We start from the raw sequence: 15,367 nt of genomic DNA on the forward strand, positions 1-15,367 counted from the left end.
TGACAAAAATGGCGCGAAACGTTTGCTAAGATGATGAATTTCTTGAAAAACGTTTTTACGCTCCTTTTGCTCTCCCGTCCCTTGTCAAGCCTTGATCGACCGTCCATTTAAAGAGCGCGATCGAGTCCACAAAGTTGCAAACGAGATACCATTGACCCCTTCTCATCCCCTCCGACGCTGTTATGTTGGCGCCCGAATACCACTTAATGGCTAATCATACGGAGTCCATCATGGCGACATTCAAGTTCTACATTCCCGCAATCAACCTGATGGGGGCGGGCTGCCTGCAGGAAGCGGCAGCGGATATCCAGGGACATGGCTATCGCAAGGCGCTCATCGTCACCGACAAGATCCTGGGCCAGATTGGCGTGGTGGGCCGGCTTGCCGCCCTCCTGGCCGAGCACGGCATCGGTGCCGTGGTGTTCGACGAGACCAGACCCAATCCCACCGTGGCCAACGTCGAGGCGGGTCTTGCGATGATCCGGGCCCACGGCTGTGACTGCGTCATTTCGCTCGGCGGCGGCTCACCCCACGACTGCGCCAAGGGCATCGCCCTGGTGGCCGCCAATGGGGGCAGCATCAAGGATTACGAGGGGGTGGATCGCTCCGCCAAGCCGCAGTTGCCGCTCATCGCCATCAATACCACGGCCGGCACCGCCTCCGAGATGACCCGTTTTTGCATCATTACCGACGAATCCCGTCAGGTGAAAATGGCCATCATCGACAAGCACGTCACGCCGCTGATGTCGGTCAACGACCCGGAACTGATGCTGGCCAAGCCCGCCGGCCTCACCGCCGCCACCGGCATGGATGCCCTGACCCACGCCATCGAGGCCTATGTCTCCACCGCCGCCACCCCGGTCACCGATGCCAGCGCCGTGATGGCCATCGCACTGATTGCCGAACACCTTCGCACCGCCGTGCATCAGGGGGAGGATCTCCATGCCCGCGAGCAGATGGCCTATGCCCAGTTCCTGGCCGGCATGGCCTTCAACAACGCAAGCCTGGGCTATGTGCACGCCATGGCTCACCAGCTCGGCGGCTTCTACGACCTGCCCCACGGGGTGTGCAATGCGGTGCTGCTGCCCCATGTCCAGGCCTACAACGCCCGGGTGTGCGCCGGTCGGCTCAAGGATGTGGCCCGTCATATGGGGGTGGATGTGAGCGCCATGAGCGATGAGCAGGGTGCGGCGGCAGCCATTGATGCCATCCGGCAACTGGCTCGCGACGTCAAGATCCCCACCGGTCTGGAGCAGCTCGGGGTCAGGGCCGACGACCTAGACGTGCTGGCCACCAATGCGCTCAATGATGCCTGTGGTCTCACCAACCCCAGGCAGGCGACTCACGCGGAGATCGTCGCCATCTTCCGCGCCGCCATGTAAGGGGGCAAGATCCTGCCAGGGCCGCCACGCGGCCCTTTTTATTGGCTGATGGATCAATGGCTTTTTACTTCCGCACGGGGAGTGGGTATGATTTGCCGAGCTAAAAAGACTGTATGGATGATCTGAACCCGATATGCGGATGAAACACCTGATTGCCGCGGCCCTGACCGCCCTCACCCTGTCCGGTTGCAGCCTGGTCTATCGCATCGATATTCCCCAGGGCAACTATGTGGAACAAAAGCAGGTCGACAAGCTGCGCCAGGGCATGACCCGCGAACAGGTCGAGTTCGTGCTGGGTTCTCCCATGTTGCGCGACAGCTTTGACCCCAACACCTGGTACTACCTCTATGAGTTCCAGCCCGGTCGGGGCGACAAGGAGCGCAAGGAGCTGACCCTCAACTTCGTGGGTGACAGACTGGCCACCGTGACCGGTGATTTCCCTCTCCCTGCCGCCTTCACCACACCGCTCTAGATGACATCACAAAACCGGCTTCTGCCGGTTTTGTTCTCTCTGGCCCCGGCGATGTCGCCGGGCCACACTCTGGATACCTCATTGCCCCGAGGAGATCATCATGAGTCGATTCCTGATTGCCGGCGCCACCGGTCTGATTGGCAAAGCCTTGCTGCGCGAGCTGGGGACGGAGCACGACCTCCTCCTGCTTTGCCGCAAACCCGGCGATCCCGCTCCGGGACGCACCTGGCTGCCCACCTCGTTCGACGCGCTGGACAGATTGACGCTGCCCTCCCCTGTGGACATTGCCTTCTGCTGCCTTGGCACCACCCGCAAGGATGCCGGCTCGGCCGAGGCATTTCGCCGGGTCGATCTCGACTATGTGCTGGCCTTTGCCGCGCTCGCCCGTCGCCACGGCTGCCGCCGCCTGCTGGTGGTCTCCAGTCTGGGCGCCAACCCGGGTTCCCCTGCCCTCTATCCCCGCACCAAGGGCGAGATGGAGCAGGCCCTGCTGGCCCAGGAGTGGCAGCGGCTCGTCATCCTGCGCCCGGCCATGCTGCTCGGCCATCGCGAACCTGCGCGCCGTTCGGAGCAGATCATCCAGGCCATCTATCCGCTGGTAAAGCCCCTGCTGCGCGGGTCGCTGCGCCGCTGGCGTGCCATCGAGGCCAGTCAGGTGGCGCACGCCATGGCGCGCCTTGCCATCCAGGAGAGCGGGATAGAGACGGTGGAAAACGAGCGCCTGCTCACCCTGTGATGCCCTGTGCCGGGCGAGACGATCACAAAGGGGCGCCACGGCGCCCCTTGTCACAGCCCATCACCCGTCAGGTGCCGGCATCGTCTCGCTTGCGGTGCACATCGGGTCGCCCGCCGGTGACCACATCGGCGCGCCCCTCTTCCTTGGCTTTTTCCGCACGCTTCTTGCGCATCTCCTTGGGGTCGGCGATGAGAGGGCGGTAGATCTCGATGCGATCCCCCTCCTGCACCGGCTCTGCGCCCTTGACCGGACGGCTGTAGATACCGAACTTGTTGACCGACAGGTCGATCTCCGGGTGCTTTTGCAGGATGCCGGACTGTTCGATGGCCGCCAGCACGCTGGTCTCGGGCGCGACCCGGATGCACAGCACCGTCTGCCGCTCGGGCAGGGCATAGGCCACTTCGATATTGAGGAGCTCAGACACCGTAAACCACCTTGGCACGATTGGAGAAGGCAAGCACCATGGAGCTCACCAGCTCGCGGAAGATCTGGCCAAAGGCCAGCTCAATGAGCTTGGAGGTGAACTCGAAGTCGAGATCAAACTCCACCTTGCAGGCATCCACGTCCAGGGGTGTGAAGGTCCACCAACCCGCCAGCTTGCTGAAAGGCCCCTCCACCAGCTCCATCTTGATGGTGCGATTGGCATCAAGCTGGTTGCGCGTGGTAAAGGTCTTGGCGATACCTGCCTTGGCCACATCGACCGAGGCCATCATGTAGTCTTCACCCGACTCATGAACACGGCTGCCGACACAGCCGGGCAGGAACTCAGGATAGGCATCAACATCATTGACCAGCCGGAACATCTGTTCCGCGCTGAACATCACCAGGGCACTGCGAGTAATACGGGGCATGGGTTTTCCTCATCCAATCGGCCCGATTTTATCACCTTGTCAGCCAAAATCACCGCCGAAACTGTTCGCGGGTCACCAAGCAGGGCAATCGCACACTTTCCGGCCAGTGTGGTCCGCTCTCGCCCCGCCCTTCCCTCAAAATCGTCATCGAACTGCTCACAAAGCCGCCACTCGGAGCGCTGTGCGTTTTACAGCCGCCGCCACCCACGTATAATGCGCCTTCCTAAACATTGCCTAAGGCCCCCGTCATGAGCAAAAAGAACAGTAAAAACAAAGCCGGGTCCAGCACCATTGCACTCAACAGAACCGCCCGTCACGAGTACTTCATCGAAGAGCGCGTGGAAGCCGGCCTGTCCCTGCAAGGGTGGGAAGTGAAGTCCCTGCGGGCGGGCAAGGCCAACATCAGCGAAGCCTATGTCATCTTCATGCAGGGGGAAGCCTTCCTGTTCGGCTCCAGCTTCCTGCCGCTGAACGCCGCCTCCAGCCACGTGGTATGCGATCCGACCCGCACCCGCAAATTGCTGCTCAGTCGCCGTGAACTCGACAAGCTCGAGAGCCTGACCGCTCGTCAGGGCTACACCATAGTGCCGCTGGCCCTCTACTGGAAAGCGTGCTGGGTCAAGGTCGAGATCGGCCTGGTGAAGGGCAAGAAAGAGCACGACAAGCGGGAAGACACCAAAGCACGGGAATGGGACCGTGAGAAGGCCCGCATCATGAAGAACAAGCACCGCGGTTGATTGTGCGCCGCCGGCCCCCATGCGGCGACCAATAAACCAGCAATCGACCGGCCAAGGCCGGTCGATTGCCATCAACGCCTTGCCATGACAGGATTTTTGCGTACAATCCCTTTTGACAACCTGGGGCTGATTCTGGATTCGACAAGATTCACGAAACCCAAGGTGCATGCCGAGGTGCGGTAGGCCTCGTTAATAAACCGCAAAAAAATAGTCGCAAACGACGAAAACTACGCACTCGCAGCTTAATAACCTGCGCTGAGCCCTTCTCCCCTAGCTTGCCTGTGTCCTAGGGAAATGGAAGGTCATCCTTCACAGGATCGTGTGGAAGTCCTGCTCGGGGCGGAAGCATTAAAACCAATCGAGCTAGTCAGTGCGTGGCGTGTCTCTCCGCAGCGTGTTGGCGAATGTAAAGAGTGACTAAGCATGTAGTACCGAGGATGTAGTAATTTTGGACGGGGGTTCAAATCCCCCCAGCTCCACCAAATGTAAGTTTTCACATGTTCCCACATGCATCGGAAACGCCCTGAAAGCCCGCCCAGTGCGGGCTTTCTTGTTTCCATATACCTCCAAATATTGCCGTATAGCATTGCCCACCTTGTATGCCCGTGTGTATGCTTGCTACTGTCTTGAACTCGAGGCATACAAGCATGAAGCGCAGTGAAATCAAACGTCGCCCATTGGCTGACACCGTCCTGGCCACCCTGGAACCTGCAGATGCTGTTTACCGGGAGCTCGACGGCAATGGCCTGTACTTTCGCGTGAAGCCGAGTGGGCAAAAGTCCTGGGAACTTCGCTACAAAAAAGCGGATGGCAAATGGTCATGGCTAGGCATGGGGGCATATCCCGAGGTGAGCGGGGCCCTGGCACGCAAGAGAGCCATCGAACTGCGCGATAAGACGGCGAAGGATGGGAGTGTGCTAGCGACCAAACGTGCCATCCGTGCCGCCGAGATCGAGGCCGCCAACACCACGTTCGAGCACCTTGCGCGCGAGTGGTATGCGGTGAAATGCAAGACTTGGACTAAAGGAACTGCGGTTCGCACCATCGGCGCGCTTGAGAAGCATGTGTTTCCCGTATTCGGCAAGCGCCCATATGCAGGTATCCTGCCGATGGAATGGATGGAATTCCTGCGCAATATGGAGCGGACCGGCATCGTTGAGCAGACCAGCCGCGTACGCGGCATGTGCCGCGAAATCTACGACCTTGCCCGTGTGACTGGTCGAGTAATCCATAATCCGCTCGAGGGGTTGCACAAATTCCTGCTCACCAAGCCCATCGAGAACTATGCCCATGTCTCCCATGAAGAACTACCAGCTCTGCTACGGGCTATCAGTGGCTACCCGCATGCAATTGACGTACGAATTGGACTGCAGTTGTTGGCCATGCTTGCTTGCCGTCCCTCTGAGCTACGCGAAGCCTGCTGGAACGAGTTCGATCTGGACGCTGGACTTTGGTTGATCCCTGCCGAACGGATGAAGCGCCGCCGAGAGCATCTGATGTCACTACCCAACCAAGCCCTTGAACTACTGCGGCAACTGCGCAATGTCACCGGTAATTTTCCGCTTCTATTCCCTGGTCGTGGCAACTCGACCAAACCCCGCAGTAATACCGTATTTCTGATGGCTCTGCGACGCCTGGGCTACGAAGGTCGGCAGACTGGCCATGGCTTCCGCCACCTCGCCAGTACCATCCTCAACGAGAACGGTTTCGACCCACAGCACGTCGAGGCCCAACTCTCTCATGTGAAGGAGGGTGTTCGGGGGGTGTATGACAAAAGTACTTATCTGGAACAGCGAAAAGCGATGATGCAGTGGTATGCAGATCACTTGGACGATTTGGTCGTCGGCAATGACAAGCCACGCCCCTACAAAATATAACGCACCACCGACATGACATTCACCTGCTATTCGAGGAAACGCAAATGCGTAAATGGGACCATATAACACCCGAAGAGCTAGACACAAAAATCGAATATCTTAAGTGTAATTTTGATCCCGACTTAACCATGCAGGTGATCGAGATATTCAATGAGCGCATGCAAGATGACGAGCATGTCGATACTGGGGCGTTAACTAAGCTGATTAAGCCTGTTTTTGAACAGATCATGGCGGGAAAGAACGCCGATCAGGCATTTGGATTGAAGGTCAGTAAGGGAAAATACCCTCGGGAGGATACCTTCGAGCGCGACGTTCGTGCTGCGACCCTAGTCGTCTGGCACATGCGTCAAGGCGCAACTTGGGAAGATGCCATAACAGATACGGCCGAGCATATGAAGCTTGCAAGCATCACCATCCAACGGGCCTATAGAGATTTCCGAGCGGGCTCCGAATACTTACCCGATGAACAACTGGAGCAGCTAGCCTTGGCATGCATGTAACGTCATGACTTCACCCACGGTAATAAATAGCTCCGTGAAATACCAAATGCTGGTCAGTTAAGAGGATTCGAGCCCTTGTTCGTGCGGTAAAACGGCTCAAGACATGGAAGGTGTGATGCCTTCCTCTGTCAATTCGTATCGGAAAATGTCCAAGGATCAGCATCCAAAATTAACCAGGGTTACCTGACTGATTTCATCCTCAACTTGAAGCGGTAACCGTCGTTTCCTGCCTCGATGACCTTGCCGTGATGGATAAATCTTTCTGCATCGCTATGGTCATCTTTCTCATCCGTAAGCACCTTTCCCCATTCGCTGAACGTCAGGTTGGTCGTCACTAGTGCGTTCATAACGATCAGCCGCCAGCAGCAAGTTGCGTTTGAGCTCCGGATGTCATCTAGACCCTGAGCACAAAGAGCGCTCTGAGCCGGCGACTATCTGGTGTCAAACTGGCCAAATCACGCATCACTACTATCACCATAACCCCACTTATAGTGATTTAGTCCCCACCGCTGAGATCCCTAATCATCGTCCCGTACCTCATACGGAGACATTCAAATGCATCAAACTCATCCCGCCATTCCTCACGCCCTCATCGCCCAAACCGAAGTCTACAAGATTATCAGCCAGACCCGCTCCGGCCTGGATAAGTTGCGCAAGAAGGACCCGACCTTTCCGAAACCGATCAAATTCAGCGATAGCCGTCAAGCCACCGCGTACTACGTCATCGCCGAACTGAATGCCTGGCTGGACGCCAAGATCGAAGAAAGGGATGCCTAAAGAACCCCATTCATCTTGCTCTGTACGTCCTCTGCTAAGCCGCGAAAAACCAATGTACTTTCCGAGCAGCAGAAGGGATATGCAGATGATTAATCAGATGGGGATCTATGTCATTCAAGTCCTGCGCAGCGTTGAAGTACCAAACGATGCGCAGATTGATAAAAGGATTTCGAAATGAGCAAAAAAAAATGCGCCACCGTGAGCTTGCAGGCATCTGAGGTGGCGCTGAATAACGAATACCATGGTAGTTCTGCTGCCAACCGCCAGCAAGTCATTCTCACCATCTGTGCCGAGTCCAGTGATCCTAAGTACATTACCAGGGTCAAACTCAGTGATGACTATTACGCGATTGTCTCGGCAACCAACCCGCATGGGGCCGCCCGCCCGGTGATTTCGCACAATATTTACGAGTGCTGTAGTGACCGCCTCGTGAAACATGTGATTCGCGATAACTCTCACGCCGTCGATGCGGAGGTGGTGCAATGACCGTGGCCACCAATATCAATCAGTTCCGCCAGACCAAGTTCGAGGATCTGCACGATCCCTCTGTGGTTGTCATTCACGCCGGCACTGCTGCCCAGTGGAATCCTGAGGCGCGCAAAATTTGGCAGCGTGCACACAACATCGCGATCAAAGAACAGAACCCTGTGGACCCGGAGGAAGAGCCAGAGCAGTCACTTTATGTCAGTGGGAAGCAGTGTGAGGAGGATGGGAAGTTCTTCAAAATGGCTGACAAGGACGCCACCAAGCGCGTAATCATTCACACCCCGGTACCGCTGCATTTCAGCCAACTGTCGCGGTTGTGCCTGGAGTTGATGAAACAGGCTCCCAACACCGAGATCTACCGGGGATCGTACGGTGTGAATGCTGAGTCGTGGTGTGGCCTGACCGAAGCCTTGTCAGCGGAGACACCGTGTAAGACTGAACGCACTGCGGCGGGGTTCCCGCTCATTTTTGGCTATGAAGGGTTCGACAACCAGAGCAGTTACCTCGTCAAAGGCCTGTTGCCGACCAATAGCATGTGCTCGATCTACGGCCCCTCGGGCAGCTTCAAATCGTTCGTGGCTGTCTCAATAGCCTGCCATGTATCGATGGGCAAAGAGTGGGATGGGAAGCGCGTGGAGCAGGGCTCTGTGCTCTATATCGTGGGTGAGGGTGGCGCAGGTGTGGCCCGCCGGTTCAGAGCATGGGCCGATGAGTACAACGGCGGCCACGACATCCCGAACATTGCCAGGATACCGATGCCGGTATTCATGGCCGACGACCAACAGGTGGGCCTGTTGAGCATCGCGGCTGGACGCGTGAAGCAGCAGACTGGCCTACCCGTGAAACTGATCGTGATCGACACTGTGGCCCGTTGCTTTGGTGCTGGTGACGAAAACAGGGCCACCGACATGGGGGCATTCATCAAAGGTTGTGATCTCATCAAGAGCTTGACCGGTGCCACTGTGTTGCTCATCCACCATACCGGCAAGAGCGAGGAAAATGGTGCGCGTGGAAGCAGCGCTCTCCGTGCTGCACTCGATGTTGAGCTGCTCGTGAAACGTGAAGACAGCGAGAGCCAGGCTGTCACCATCACCTGTACCAAGATGAAAGACGACGAGGAAGCAGCCAAACAGAGCTATGACCTAAAAAGGCACATTGTCTGCTATGACGATAATGGTGTCGAGGTCACTAGCCTTGTGGTTATCGACCGCGGGCGGGAACCTGTCGTACCCGGCGACAAGGAGCTGGATACGGTTGGTAACCTTTCATCGAACCACAAAGTCATGTATCAGGCGATCAAGACCTTGTGGGAGACCGGTGGTGGTGTTGCCACGTGGACGAGCGTCATGAAGTGGATGACCGGAGCGGGAACCTGGGACAGCGGCAACGGCGCACGGTGGAGGAAGAAGCTCGCCAAAGATGGCCTGATTGTGTGGGATGAGGACAACCAGACGATCACAAAGCCTAGCTAGCAAAATGTGATGGCCAAGTGATGGCGAGGGAGTGGTAATGGCCCGCCGCCATCACTTTTTTTGTGTAAATAGGAAAAGTGATGGTGCGAGGGGAAATCGACCTGAAAACGTCATGGATACTGGACTGCAGTGACCTTCACCTGCCCAAAAAAACGACGTAAGTGGTGGCCAAGAAAAGTGATGGCCAGTGATGGCCACCACCTAACTGTTTGACCAATGGGAGACTTACTTGAGATGTCGCGAAAATGATCCAGTTTTCGTATCGCGTAGGTAGTGGGTCCGACTCCTATTACCGGCACCAAACATAGCAAGGCTCGCAGAGATGCGAGCCTTTTTGTTGAACGGCCAGCATAAGCGGCTCGCCGCTGTGTACGTATTCAGGCTGGTTCCGGCTCTGCTCCCAGCAGCGATTGTAAATGGGCATCAGCCTGCGCTTGGCCCTTCTGCAACATCGCCAGCACCGCGCTGTCTTCCCGCTGATGCTGCGCGCCGAACAGATCGATCCGGTCAAGCATATAGACCGTCAGCACAGTGCCAAGGCCTGTGATGCAACCCGCTAGCACCGCCACCAAGGTAGTGATCAGACTGCCGGGCAGAGCAGTAAGCAGCGCACCGAGGGTTTTGCTGAGATATTCTTCAAGCATCACACCGCCGATCACGAACGCGCCGCTGACGGCAATTTTCAGCCCTGCATCCAGCGCTTCAGCACGGTTCGAGCCCTCAGAGCGCATCAGCACTGTTTTGGCCGCGCGAAACAGCGAAAAGACCCCTTCGCGGATCATCCGCACTAGGTTGCGCGCGGTGGTAAAGAAGGTATTAATGAGCGTTGTCATCAGGTTGCTGATGATCCCGCTGATGGCCCCATCGCGAAATGCGACCAGCACGTTGCGCCAGTTATCCAGACAATGCTTCGCCACCCGTTCGGCACGGATTTTTAACGCCTCCCATACATGATCCTGGTCCACGCCCTCGCAAAACCCGTTATGCCAGCTGTCGTGCACTTCCAGCAGCAACCCGTCGACAAAATCCGTCAACACCAGGCCAATCGCCTGCTGCAGGCCCATTTTACCCGCCTCGACGGCGCTGGTTTTCAGTAAGTACGTACCAAACTTCGCGCTGCCGTAGTAGCCCCTGCGCAGGCTGCTTTCATACTGCTCACGGGCCACCTTATCCAGCTCGCGCATCTTTTCCTGATCGACGGCGTTTTGCTGCATGCACTTCTCCAGCGCGTTCTGATCTTTTTTGCTCAGCGGCTCAGTTTTAGCTTTCTCCTCGAGCCGGGCAATTTTGGCGTCGCGATCAGCTCGGTTTTTTGTCAGCCAGGCAATGTACTCCTCCGCACTTTTTTGCTTTTTCGATTCGTTGATCGAGTGGTGCGTCTGGTGCAGGTTAGTTTCGTGATTCGCCAGTTCCACACCATTAGCCTCCGCCAGCGAAACCGCAGGGTCGTTATGGATCGAAGCAGCGGAAATCATGTGATCTTGCTCCGCATCGGTATTCCTGCCCAGTGGCTGCCCGGTATAGGCATCCACCGCTTCGCCCGCATCCTGCTTTTTGCTGTTTTCAGCGTTGGTCTTCTTGTAGTTTTTGTGCTTGTGGTACGAGTCGCTGTCGTACTTGCCACGGCTGTCATAACGCGCCTGTTCCTTCTCTGTGGCATACACCTCGGCGCGGGCATTGTGGAGGGTATCGACATTTCCCCCCACCTTGTCCCATGCTGAGACAATGGTCCCCAGCCCGAACGGGCCGATAATGCTGTGCAGCAGACGCTGACGACACTCGGTTAGCATCAGCGTGGTTTGTTCCGTTCGCCACTGCTGTTGATGTTGCCAGACCCGCTGTTGTGCCTGCCACGGGCTGATATCGGGTTCGATAAGTTCCACTGTTGCAACAGACGGGACGGGTTCTCTCGCTTGCTGCAGGCGTTGCTGGTTCAGACGCAGCAAAAGTGTTTTTTTGTCCATCACGGCCTCCCTTAATTCGCGCCTGCATGTTGGCAAAATGTCTCACGAAGCACCGTCATCAGCGCGGTGATCTCGGTCTCAGGGATCCCCTGCTCCACTGCCTGTGCAAACGCGTCGCGGATATCAGGCGGGTTGATCGTCAGGCGATTGACGGCTGTTTGTAACGCCGGGGAGAGATGTCCGCCCATCATCCCCAGACAGCAGGTTTCGATACCGCTACGCACGTCAGACGGCGCGATGCTCTCCTCTCTCGCACAGGCAAAGGCAACGGCCAGCATCGCCTCACAACGTTTCTCAAAACACTGGATTTCGTTCATTTTTTTGAGGATCTGATCGGCGTAATCTTCAGTCGCCTGCTGTTGTCCGGCCGCCACACCCTGATCAAAAGCCATATTGCGTTCGCGACGTATGCTGGCGGCAGTAGACAGCCCCGCCATACGAAACAGATTTGCCACCCAGCTGTCGGCATCTTTCTCATCTTGCCAGCGGTGGTATTCCCACCACGCTTTGTCAGCTTCTTTCGTGGCATGGATGCGCTGACGCAGCAATGCAACCTGAACCACGGCGGGCACTGTGACGCGATACGCCGGTCCCGCCAGGTCAAAAGCGGTCCACAGTCCGGTGATAACCCAGCCAATCGGACCGAGGAGCGACGCGGCTCCCCGCGAAACCATAAACGAGGTAGCAGTCATCACCACCGTGCGCCCGAGCAACTGGCTAGCAAACACATTGGCGATCAGCGACGCCAGCAGTAGGCTGGAGAAACGGCTGGACTGTAGCTGCTTCATCAGTAGCTCTTCCGGGAACAGCGTGGAGCTGCCCAGGGTGAGATCCATCTGCGCAAGCAACGTCTTGCGCTGCGCCGCATCCATGTCGGACCAAGCCTTGCGGGTGATCGCCGCGAGCACTGCCAGTTCAATGCGCTCAACGCCCCAGCTCGTCTCGTACTTCGCGTCAAGCTTGTCTGCTACGTCGATCACTACAGCTTTCCACTCAGGGCCGCTGCCGCGAAACAGGTTGACGAAGGTGTTGCCGCCAAACGCGCACAGCTCTTGGGCAATCAAGTCGGTATACTTACCGTGCTTTGGGTAATGGGTTTTGTAGTAGTTCTCACTCTCGAGGCTGTTGCTGAATGCCGCCGTGATGTATTTCACGAGCGGGGCCAGTTCGCTATCAGATGCGTTACGCAATACCGGCAGCAGTTGATTATCACCTGTACTCATCGTTGTTTTCCTGTTCTGCTCTCCTGCGGTTTTGACTCAGGAGCATCAATTATTTTCAGCTTAAGCAAAGCTCAAACACTTGTTATAAATCAAATCCAATAACTCACTTAATCCATGCCCTTACTCTTTTGTACTAGCGATAGTGCCGTTCATCTAGCCCTTACCTAGCCGTTGTGATGCCAACACATAGGTGTTAAATAATGCCTATACCTTATAAAAATATTTTATAAATTGATTTACTTCACCGCGTCACCAAAAGAGACGAAACCTGTGATGGCGTGGGTCTACTTCTGGTGAAGGAGTCTGTGTAGTGGTCTAATCATCCCGGACACCATTTTAGGTGGTACAGTCGCCACCATGACTTGAGGTGTTCAATGACAAGATTACGTCGCTCATTTACTGCTGAATTCAAACTCGAAGCCGCATCCCTGGTACTCGACCAGGGATACTCTGTCCCCGAAGCCAGCCGTTCACTGGATGTCGGTGAAACCATACTTCGCCGATGGGTTCAGCAGCTTCAATCCGAACGAACCGGCACCACCCCAATCGGCAAGGCGCTGACCCCGGAGCAGCAGAAAATCCAGGAGCTGGAAGCCCGCATCAACCGGCTCGAGCGCGAAAAGGACATTCTAAAAAAGGCTACGGCTCTCTTGATGACGGACGAGTTCAAACGTACGCGCTGATAGACCGATTAAGAGAGCAAGCCCCTATCACTCTGGTCTGCTGTGCTTTCGATGTTCCAACATCCTGTTTTTACGACTATCTGGCCCGCAAGCGGACGATTAACCGTGAGCGGATGCAGCAACGCAGCGAGTTGCGCCGTTTGTTCAAAGAGAGCCGGAACTCAGCGGGCAGCCGCGCCTTGATGTCGATGATGCGAGAGCTGGGGCATCAGATTGGCCGATTCAAAGTGCGCAGTCTGATGAAGGAGGTCGGTCTGGTATCCAAGCAACCGGGCGCTCATCGCTATCAGGTCGCCCGGTCTGAACGACCGGATATTCCCAATCTGCTGGCCCGTGAATTTGATGTCCAGCAGCCCAATCAGGTGTGGTGTGGCGATATCACCTACGTCTGGGCAGGTGGTCGTTGGAATTATCTGGCGGTGGTGCTCGACCTTTATGCCCGCCGAGTCGTGGGCTGGGCGATGTCTGACAAGCCTGATGCAGAGCTGGTAATAAAAGCGCTCGAGATGGCCTATCAGCAGCGGGGTTGCCCATCAGGTGTGCTGTTTCACTCCGACCAAGGCAGCCAATATGGCAGCCGGGCATTTCGGCAGCGGCTGTGGCGCCATCGCATGACCCAGAGCATGAGTCGGCGTGGCAACTGTTGGGATAATGCACCGATGGAGCGGTTGTTCAGGAGTCTGAAGACAGAGTGGCTCCCGACAACGGGATATATGAACCTGCGGGAGGCGAAGCGGGATATCAGCTATTACCTGATGGATTACTACAACTGGCGGCGTCCACATCAACACAATGACGGGAGCGCGCCAGCAAAAGCCGAGGATCGGCCTAACCAAGTGTCCGGATTTAGTTGACCACTACAATCGCGTCAATGAATAGGATGGGTGTACCGGCAGCTCCGAGCTCTAAGAGCAGCGGCATCAGGGGGATCCCGGAAAGACCTTGAGAAGCCGCATAGCTAACCCAACTGGTACCCTCTAGCAGCTCAGCCTTGAGGAAGATTGCTGGACCACACTCAATCGCGCGCTCAACTAAATGTCTCACTACAACCGATTTACCGCATCCTGGTAAGCCGCGAACCTGAACCACTCTCGCCATGTTTAGTTTCAGGTCTACTTCCTCAAGGAGTGAAGTACGATCCAGCTTTGTTCCGCCTACATCATCCGGAATGAGACGAGCATAGCTCCTTGCGAGGTCTGTCAATTTGTCGAGGTCGAGTCGATAGGTGGCCGCACAGCGAATACGCGCGTTTGATGAGATAAATCGTACAAGTCGCGCGCGATCAAATTGTCCAGACTTGCCTGCTGACGATCGCGCGAGCTGAACGATCCGCGACCAGACAAGGGGTGCATTTGCTGCATCATCGGGTGCAAGGCAGTCCTTTATGTGATTAATGGCAACAGAAGAATCAGTGGCACCTTCACACAGGAAATCGAACTGAATTAAAACGAAGTGTGCAAGAAACTGATGCAGATCTTCACAAGTGCACGGGTCCTCTTTCGTCTCTTGCAGCAAACTGGTTACATTTTCTTTAACCGTTTTTATGTCCTGACTTGCACTACCGCTCAGTGTAAAGCGTTCTTGAAAATGCTCAGTCGTTAAACTTTCACGAGCCCATTCAGAAAGGGTCTTAAGTGCTCGCTCTTTGGCAGGGCTGATCGTGCCAACTGCCGCTCCATAGCGATCAGTGTTAATACGAAAGTCTGACTTTTTCAAAGTGGCCCAACTATCGCGGATTATATCGCGAAAGTCGGTATTCGATTGTGCATCGCTGATGGTAAGTGAGCGCTTAACCTGGAGACTCAGGCGAGCAGGATTCTTAGCTGCATCTTCAAAATCAACGATTACATCATCAAGCGGCTCTCCAAAATCTCGCTGTTGAACCGACACGCCGACAACAGTTCTATCAGTCATGCCAGGAGCATATGCCTCGGCTAGCATTGCAGCGAGGTAGAATGCAGCTGCATCGCCTTCAAAAGTAAAACCCTCGCCGCCAGCGAGTTCAGGTGATTGAGACATATCAAACCTTATAATTTTGGATCTGTTTAGGCATAGGGCTACTAATGAAACGGTTAACACTTGTTGCTGGGCACCACCACACAACACCTCATTTGAAGCCCGTCAGCGAATAATAACCAGTATCTATTTGATTGATGAACTTGTTATGTATTGCGACTGACGATTCTTGCCATGTGCCATGAAGCACA

The 15,367-nt window shown here is 55.8% G+C and carries 16 protein-coding genes and 1 other RNA gene; 11 read left to right on the top strand and 6 right to left on the bottom strand.

All coding sequences use genetic code 11. The features are described 5' to 3' along the window. Nucleotides 1–230 precede the first annotated feature (230 nt). The 3 genes from yiaY (at nt 231) to H7R73_RS16250 (ending at nt 2,590) form a co-directional block, all read left to right on the top strand. Nucleotides 231–1,382 (top strand): L-threonine dehydrogenase, encoded by a 1,152-nt coding sequence (gene yiaY, locus H7R73_RS16240; protein WP_103259785.1) that lies wholly within the window; start codon nt 231–233, stop codon nt 1,380–1,382. A gap of 133 nt (nt 1,383–1,515) precedes the next feature. Continuing rightward, nucleotides 1,516–1,854, top strand: coding sequence for an outer membrane protein assembly factor BamE (locus tag H7R73_RS16245; protein ID WP_029314185.1), 339 nt, complete (start codon nt 1,516–1,518; stop codon nt 1,852–1,854). Between the two features lie 100 nt (nt 1,855–1,954). After that, entirely contained in the window at nt 1,955–2,590 is a 636-nt protein-coding gene (locus H7R73_RS16250) for an NAD-dependent epimerase/dehydratase family protein (protein WP_041212681.1), read from the top strand. A 67-nt stretch (nt 2,591–2,657) separates the two neighbouring features. Here H7R73_RS16250 and H7R73_RS16255 read toward each other — a convergent pair whose 3' ends face one another. Continuing rightward, nucleotides 2,658–3,014, bottom strand: a complete 357-nt coding sequence (locus H7R73_RS16255; protein ID WP_102948158.1) for an RnfH family protein — start codon at nt 3,012–3,014, stop codon at nt 2,658–2,660. Then, on the bottom strand, nt 3,007–3,441 hold the full coding sequence (locus H7R73_RS16260; RefSeq protein ID WP_010673974.1) for an SRPBCC family protein: 435 nt from the start codon (nt 3,439–3,441) through the stop codon (nt 3,007–3,009). Before H7R73_RS16260 ends, H7R73_RS16255 begins: the two co-directional genes overlap by 8 nt. Before the next feature lie 248 nt (nt 3,442–3,689). Here H7R73_RS16260 and smpB point away from each other — a divergent pair, with 248 nt between their 5' ends. The 4 genes from smpB (at nt 3,690) to H7R73_RS16280 (ending at nt 6,555) form a co-directional block, all read left to right on the top strand. Further along, nucleotides 3,690–4,178 (top strand): SsrA-binding protein SmpB, encoded by a 489-nt coding sequence (smpB, locus tag H7R73_RS16265; protein WP_010673973.1) that lies wholly within the window; start codon nt 3,690–3,692, stop codon nt 4,176–4,178. A 122-nt stretch (nt 4,179–4,300) separates the two neighbouring features. Then, nucleotides 4,301–4,660: a transfer-messenger RNA gene (gene ssrA / locus H7R73_RS16270) on the top strand. A gap of 165 nt (nt 4,661–4,825) precedes the next feature. Continuing rightward, the gene (locus H7R73_RS16275; RefSeq protein ID WP_182951329.1) at nt 4,826–6,055 is read left to right on the top strand and encodes a tyrosine-type recombinase/integrase; all 1,230 of its coding nucleotides are present in this window, start codon (nt 4,826–4,828) and stop codon (nt 6,053–6,055) included. Between the two features lie 44 nt (nt 6,056–6,099). Beyond that, nucleotides 6,100–6,555, top strand: coding sequence for a hypothetical protein (locus H7R73_RS16280; protein ID WP_103259782.1), 456 nt, complete (start codon nt 6,100–6,102; stop codon nt 6,553–6,555). 179 nt (nt 6,556–6,734) lie between these two features. Here the strand turns inward: H7R73_RS16280 and H7R73_RS24570 are convergent, their stop codons facing one another. Then, nucleotides 6,735–6,902, bottom strand: a complete 168-nt coding sequence (locus H7R73_RS24570) for an ATP-binding protein (RefSeq protein ID WP_410488744.1) — start codon at nt 6,900–6,902, stop codon at nt 6,735–6,737. Nucleotides 6,903–7,110: 208 nt separating this feature from the next. Here H7R73_RS24570 and H7R73_RS16285 point away from each other — a divergent pair, with 208 nt between their 5' ends. From H7R73_RS16285 to H7R73_RS16295, 3 genes are all read left to right on the top strand, one after another. Continuing rightward, complete coding sequence (locus H7R73_RS16285; RefSeq protein ID WP_103259781.1) at nt 7,111–7,332, top strand: helix-turn-helix transcriptional regulator; 222 nt, start codon at nt 7,111–7,113, stop codon at nt 7,330–7,332. Nucleotides 7,333–7,506: 174 nt separating this feature from the next. Beyond that, nucleotides 7,507–7,818 (top strand): hypothetical protein, encoded by a 312-nt coding sequence (locus tag H7R73_RS16290; RefSeq protein ID WP_103259780.1) that lies wholly within the window; start codon nt 7,507–7,509, stop codon nt 7,816–7,818. Further along, entirely contained in the window at nt 7,815–9,290 is a 1,476-nt protein-coding gene (locus H7R73_RS16295) for a helicase RepA family protein (RefSeq protein ID WP_197971163.1), read from the top strand. The genes H7R73_RS16290 and H7R73_RS16295 overlap by 4 nt, the downstream gene beginning before the upstream one ends. Before the next feature lie 377 nt (nt 9,291–9,667). Here H7R73_RS16295 and H7R73_RS16300 read toward each other — a convergent pair whose 3' ends face one another. Next, nucleotides 9,668–11,254, bottom strand: a complete 1,587-nt coding sequence (locus H7R73_RS16300) for a hypothetical protein (protein ID WP_103259779.1) — start codon at nt 11,252–11,254, stop codon at nt 9,668–9,670. 11 nt (nt 11,255–11,265) lie between these two features. After that, on the bottom strand, nt 11,266–12,477 hold the full coding sequence (locus H7R73_RS16305) for a YaaW family protein (RefSeq protein ID WP_103259778.1): 1,212 nt from the start codon (nt 12,475–12,477) through the stop codon (nt 11,266–11,268). 374 nt (nt 12,478–12,851) lie between these two features. Here H7R73_RS16305 and H7R73_RS16310 point away from each other — a divergent pair. Further along, nucleotides 12,852–14,014 (top strand): IS3 family transposase gene (locus H7R73_RS16310; RefSeq protein WP_103259777.1). Its coding sequence is split into 2 segments (ribosomal slippage): nt 12,852–13,107 and nt 13,107–14,014, totalling 1,164 coding nucleotides; the frame shifts between segments, so codons are not numbered across the junction. Here the strand turns inward: H7R73_RS16310 and H7R73_RS16315 are convergent. Next, nucleotides 14,007–15,179 (bottom strand): hypothetical protein, encoded by a 1,173-nt coding sequence (locus H7R73_RS16315; RefSeq protein WP_197971164.1) that lies wholly within the window; start codon nt 15,177–15,179, stop codon nt 14,007–14,009. The two genes, H7R73_RS16310 and H7R73_RS16315, sit on opposite strands and share 8 nt — an antisense overlap. Nucleotides 15,180–15,367: the final 188 nt, after the last annotated feature.

This window comes from Aeromonas sp. WP2-W18-CRE-05, from assembly GCF_014168615.1.
Classification (GTDB): Bacteria; Pseudomonadota; Gammaproteobacteria; order Enterobacterales; family Aeromonadaceae; genus Aeromonas; species Aeromonas caviae.

What these genes read in the sequence shown, in the direction of transcription:
- yiaY (WP_103259785.1), top strand. Translation starts at nt 231, where the DNA reads ATGGCGACATTCAAGTTCTACATTCCCGCAATCAACCTGATGGGGGCG.
- H7R73_RS16245 (WP_029314185.1), top strand. Translation starts at nt 1,516, where the DNA reads ATGCGGATGAAACACCTGATTGCCGCGGCCCTGACCGCCCTCACCCTG.
- H7R73_RS16250 (WP_041212681.1), top strand. Translation starts at nt 1,955, where the DNA reads ATGAGTCGATTCCTGATTGCCGGCGCCACCGGTCTGATTGGCAAAGCC.
- H7R73_RS16260 (WP_010673974.1), bottom strand. Translation starts at nt 3,441, where the DNA reads ATGCCCCGTATTACTCGCAGTGCCCTGGTGATGTTCAGCGCGGAACAG.
- smpB (WP_010673973.1), top strand. Translation starts at nt 3,690, where the DNA reads ATGAGCAAAAAGAACAGTAAAAACAAAGCCGGGTCCAGCACCATTGCA.
- H7R73_RS16275 (WP_182951329.1), top strand. Translation starts at nt 4,826, where the DNA reads ATGAAGCGCAGTGAAATCAAACGTCGCCCATTGGCTGACACCGTCCTG.
- H7R73_RS16280 (WP_103259782.1), top strand. Translation starts at nt 6,100, where the DNA reads ATGCGTAAATGGGACCATATAACACCCGAAGAGCTAGACACAAAAATC.
- H7R73_RS24570 (WP_410488744.1), bottom strand. Translation starts at nt 6,902, where the DNA reads ATGAACGCACTAGTGACGACCAACCTGACGTTCAGCGAATGGGGAAAG.
- H7R73_RS16285 (WP_103259781.1), top strand. Translation starts at nt 7,111, where the DNA reads ATGCATCAAACTCATCCCGCCATTCCTCACGCCCTCATCGCCCAAACC.
- H7R73_RS16290 (WP_103259780.1), top strand. Translation starts at nt 7,507, where the DNA reads ATGAGCAAAAAAAAATGCGCCACCGTGAGCTTGCAGGCATCTGAGGTG.
- H7R73_RS16295 (WP_197971163.1), top strand. Translation starts at nt 7,815, where the DNA reads ATGACCGTGGCCACCAATATCAATCAGTTCCGCCAGACCAAGTTCGAG.
- H7R73_RS16300 (WP_103259779.1), bottom strand. Translation starts at nt 11,254, where the DNA reads ATGGACAAAAAAACACTTTTGCTGCGTCTGAACCAGCAACGCCTGCAG.
- H7R73_RS16305 (WP_103259778.1), bottom strand. Translation starts at nt 12,477, where the DNA reads ATGAGTACAGGTGATAATCAACTGCTGCCGGTATTGCGTAACGCATCT.
- H7R73_RS16315 (WP_197971164.1), bottom strand. Translation starts at nt 15,179, where the DNA reads ATGTCTCAATCACCTGAACTCGCTGGCGGCGAGGGTTTTACTTTTGAA.